Source organism: Variovorax sp. P1_H12_2 (genome assembly GCF_056405335.1).
Map to the genome: position 1 here is coordinate 1 of NZ_JBFUCI010000558.1, position 3,402 is coordinate 3,402.

General features: G+C 65.3%; 4 protein-coding genes. All 4 read left to right on the forward strand.

The features are described from left to right. The coding region (locus AC1D2K_RS32240) for an ABC transporter ATP-binding protein C-terminal domain-containing protein (protein WP_478094204.1) at positions 1 to 111 on the forward strand (111 nt) is incomplete at its 5' end. Positions 112 to 197: 86 nt separating this feature from the next. Then, positions 198 to 908: an ABC transporter ATP-binding protein gene (locus AC1D2K_RS32245; protein WP_478094201.1), complete on the forward strand. Its 711-nt coding sequence runs from the start codon at positions 198 to 200 to the stop codon at positions 906 to 908. A gap of 58 nt (positions 909 to 966) precedes the next feature. Next, entirely contained in the window at positions 967 to 2,142 is a 1,176-nt protein-coding gene (locus tag AC1D2K_RS32250) for an ABC transporter substrate-binding protein (RefSeq protein ID WP_478094205.1), read from the forward strand. A 49-nt stretch (positions 2,143 to 2,191) separates the two neighbouring features. Beyond that, positions 2,192 to 3,385, forward strand: a complete 1,194-nt coding sequence (locus tag AC1D2K_RS32255) for an ABC transporter substrate-binding protein (protein ID WP_478094203.1) — start codon at positions 2,192 to 2,194, stop codon at positions 3,383 to 3,385. The last annotated feature ends 17 nt before the right edge of the window (positions 3,386 to 3,402 follow it).

Consider the following 3,402-nt stretch of genomic DNA (forward strand, 5'->3'; position numbering starts at 1 on the left):
CAGCGCGGCGCGGTGCTGGCCGAGGGGCCGTACACCGAGGTCTCGCGCAATCCGCAGGTGATGGAGGCCTACATGGGCACCACCGACGGCGCACTGCAGGGAGCCCATTGAATGACCCCCACGCTCCTCACTTCGTGTAGTTCGCTGCCCCCCGAGGGGGCGCGTGCCTCCCTTGGGGCGGCCCGGCGGGAGGCACCATGACAACCCCCGCACTCGAGATCAAGGGTTTGCAGGCCTGGTACGGCGAATCGCACGTGCTGCACGGCGTCGACATGGTGGTGCAGCCGGGCGAAGTCGTCACGCTGCTGGGGCGCAATGGCGCCGGCCGCACGACGACGATGCGCGCCGTGCTCGGCCTGACCGGCACCCGCAAGGGCAGCATCAAGGTCAACGGCGTCGAGACCATCCACATGGCGACGCACCGCATCGCCCACCAGGGCATCGGCTATTGCCCGGAAGAGCGCGGCATCTTCGCCAGCCTTTCGTGCGAGGAGAACCTGCTGCTGCCACCGGTGCTCAAGAGCGCCGACAAGGGCATGTCGGTGGACGAGATCTACGCCATGTTCCCGAACCTGGCCGAGCGCCGCAACAGCCAGGGCACGCGGCTGTCGGGCGGCGAGCAGCAGATGCTGGCGGTGGCGCGCATCCTGCGCACCGGCGCCCGGCTGCTGCTGCTCGACGAGATCTCCGAAGGCCTGGCGCCGGTGATCGTGCAGGCGCTCGCCCGCATGATCCACACGCTGCGCGGCAAGGGCTACACGGTGGTCATGGTGGAGCAGAACTTCCGCTTCGCGGCCCCGCTGGCCGACCGCTTCTACGTGATGGAGCACGGCCGCATGGTCGAGGCCTTCGGCGCCGCCGAGCTCGAGGCCAAGATGCCGGTGCTCAACGAGCTGCTCGGTGTTTGATTTTTTTTCGCAACCTGTTGATCGGACGGAGGTCCCCATGAAGAACCAGTTCAGCGCAATGACCCTGGCCATCGCCGCGATGGCGCTCGCTTCCGGCGCCGCACAGGCACAAGAGAAGGTGAAGATCGGTTTCGTCACCGACATGTCGAGCCTGTACGCCGACCTCGAGGGCAAGGGCGGTGCGACCGCGATCCAGATGGCGATCGACGATTTCGGCGGCAAGGTGCTCGGCCAGCCGATCGAGCTGCTGACCGCGGACCACCAGAACAAGGCCGACATCGCCGCCTCCAAGGCCCGCGAATGGATCGACACCGCGGGCGTGACCATGGTGTTCGGCGGCACCAACTCCGGCACCGCCCTGGCGACGGCCAAGGTGGCGCAGGAAAAGAAGCGGGTCTACTTCAACAACGGCGCCGCCTCCTCGGCGCTGACGAACGAGCAGTGCAGCCCCTACACGGTGCACTATGCCTACGACACCGTCGCGCTGGCCAAGGGCACGGGCGGCGCGGTGGTCGACCGCGGCGGCAAGAGCTGGTTCTTCCTGACCGCCGACTACGCCTTCGGCCATGCGCTCGAAGCCGACACCGCGGCGGTGGTCAAGGCCAAGGGCGGCACGGTGGTCGGCGCGGTCCGGGCTCCGCTCAATGCCTCGGACTTCTCGTCCTTCCTGCTGCAGGCGCAGAACTCGAAGGCGCAGATCCTCGGCCTGGCCAACGCGGGCGGCGACACCATCAATTCGATCAAGGCCGCGAAGGAGTTCGGCATCGGCAAGACCATGAAGACCGCGGGCCTGCTGATCTTCCTGACCGATGTCCACAGCCTGGGCCTGAAGAACACCGAAGGCCTGCTGCACACCACCAGCTGGTACTGGGACCTGAACGACGACACCCGCAAGTTCTCCAAGCGCTTCTTCGACAAGACCAAGCGCATGCCGACCGACATCCAGGCCGCCGACTACTCGGCCACGATGACCTACCTGAAGGCGGTTCAGGCGGCCAAGACCACCGATGCCGACAAGGTGATGGCCGAACTCAAGAAGACGCCGATCAACGACTTCTACGCCCAGGGCACGATCCGCGCCGACGGCCGCATGGTGCACGACATGTACCTGGTCGAAGTCAAGTCGCCGGCCGAGTCGAAGCAGCCCTGGGACTACCTCAAGGTGATCGCCAAGCTGCCGGGCGACCAGGTGTTCACGCCCAAGGCCGACTCCAAGTGCGCGCTCTGGAAATGACGCGCCGATCCAACGATTTCTCTCACTCATCTCTCTTTTTGATTCGACAATGAAAAAAACAATCGCGCTGACTGCGGTCTCCTTCGCCGTCGCCCTGGCGGCCGGCAGTGTCCAGGCACAGGAGAAGGTCAAGATCGGATTCATCACCGACATGTCCAGCCTCTATGCCGACGTCGAAGGCAAGGGCGGGGCGACCGCGATCCAGATGGCGATCGACGACTTCGGCGGCAAGGTCAACGGCCTGCCCATCGAACTGGTCACGGCCGATCACCAGAACAAGGCCGACATCGCCGCCTCGAAGGCGCGCGAGTGGATCGACACCGACAACCTCACGATGCTGTTCGGCGGCACCAACTCGGGCACCGGCCTCGCGCTGGCCAAGGTCGCGCAGGAGAAGAAGCGCGTCTTCATCGTCAACGGCGCGGGGACCTCGGCGCTCACCAACGAGCAATGCAGCCCCTACACAGTGCACTACGCCTACGACACCGTGGCGCTGGCCAAGGGCACCGGCGGCGCGGTGGTGGGGCAGGGCGGCAAGAACTGGTTCTTCCTGACGGCCGACTATGCCTTCGGCGCGGCGCTCGAGGCCGATACCGCCAAGGTCGTGAAGGAGAAGGGCGGCACGGTGGTCGGCGGCRTCAAGCATCCGCTCAACGCATCGGACTTCTCTTCGTTCCTGCTGCAGGCGCAGAACTCCAAGGCGCAGATCCTCGGCCTCGCGAACGCGGGCGGCGACACCATCAACGCGATCAAGGCCGCGAAGGAATTCGGCATCAACAAGTCCATGAAGATGGCCGGCCTGCTGGTCTTCATCACCGACATCCACAGCCTGGGCCTCAAGAACACCGAAGGCCTGCTGCTCACCACCAGCTGGGACTGGAACCTCGACGAGAAGACCCGTGCCTTCGGCAAGAAGTACTTCGACAAGACCAAGCGCATGCCGACCGACATCCAGGCCGCGGACTATTCGGCCACGACGGCCTACCTGAAGGCGGTGCAGGCCGTGAAGAGCACCGACGCCGACAAGGTGATGGCGGAACTCAAGAAGACCCCGATCAACGACTTCTACGCCAAGGGAACGATCCGCGCGGACGGCCGCTTCGTGCACGACATGTACCTGATGCAGGTCAAGTCGCCGTCCGAGTCGACCCAGCCGTGGGACTACTACAAGATGGTTTCCAAGCTGCCGGGCGAGCAGGTCTTCACCTCCTTGGCCGAAAGCAAGTGCGCCCTCCTGAAATGACACCCCCCCGAAGCGCC

What these genes read in the sequence shown, in the direction of transcription:
- AC1D2K_RS32250 (WP_478094205.1), top strand. Translation starts at nt 967, where the DNA reads ATGACCCTGGCCATCGCCGCGATGGCGCTCGCTTCCGGCGCCGCACAG.
- AC1D2K_RS32245 (WP_478094201.1), top strand. Translation starts at nt 198, where the DNA reads ATGACAACCCCCGCACTCGAGATCAAGGGTTTGCAGGCCTGGTACGGC.